This window comes from Vibrio sp. D173a, assembly GCF_030248475.1.
Map to the genome: position 1 here is coordinate 1 of NZ_JAHGAH010000670.1, position 912 is coordinate 912.

A 912-nucleotide genomic window follows, 5' to 3' on the forward strand; every position below is an offset into this window, starting at 1 on the left:
ATACTTACCAGTTAGGAAAAACGCTTGCCAATTTACATATAGAGCTCGCTTCTATTTCTGGGAACGACTTTCCAACAATTGAACTGTCGTGGGATAAGCATGCTTGGATAGATAGACTGCGAGAAATAGCTACTGCGATTAAAGCGGATAGTAAACTAGATGCGAACGGCTTAATGTTAAAGCGAGTTAAGCAGCAGAGCCGTTATCTGGAAAGTTCAAAAGCTATTCATTCATATACACCATCAACTAGTAGGCAGTTGATTCACGGCGACTTTCATCACTTCAACGTATTTTTTGACTCCAACGGTGCTGTCAGCGATGTCATTGATTGGGACCTTGTACAAAACATGCCTCCAAGTTATGAGATAGCTAGAGCCTGTATGTACATGTTCAATATGGAGCCAGATAGATCATTGACCTTTCTAAAGGGTTACCTGTCTGTCAAACAACTATCTCAATACGACCTTAATGATGGTGCAATGGCTTGGGCCGTTTATGCTCAACATCATGTTTGGGCGCTAGAAGAGGTGTTCTTGAAAAACAATATCGCGGCTTTAGCGTTCATCCCTCAAAGCGACTTTATCCCATTTATGGAACAATGGTCGAAAGTTGAAAGTGCTCTGTTTTCCCTAGACACATAGATACTGTTTGAAACCGATTCAATATACATGACATTTAAACTCACCTTGGTTTGCATATTAGAAGTAATAACCATCAAAGGAACTCAAAATGAACAGTAAAAAATTTGATAGTTGGGGAAAGTTACGAAAGAAGGGATGCTTAAAGTGGTTGTTACAGTCGACTTTGACAGCAGGCTTCGTATATTCCGCCTTGAATGTGGCGCTGTTTTACCCATCTTCAGACGCTCACAGTATTAGTCAGTTCCTCTCTGAAAATGCGCCTAACTACATC

Annotated in this window: 2 protein-coding genes; both read left to right on the plus strand. The window is 40.7% G+C overall.

Annotated elements, in window-relative coordinates; translation table 11 throughout:
- A partial coding sequence (locus KIV40_RS28365) for an aminoglycoside phosphotransferase family protein (protein ID WP_285352551.1) occupies nucleotides 1-641 on the plus strand: 641 nt, incomplete at its 5' end.
- An 88-nt stretch (nucleotides 642-729) separates the two neighbouring features.
- On the plus strand, nucleotides 730-912 hold a 183-nt coding region (locus KIV40_RS28370; protein ID WP_285352552.1), incomplete at its 3' end, for a hypothetical protein.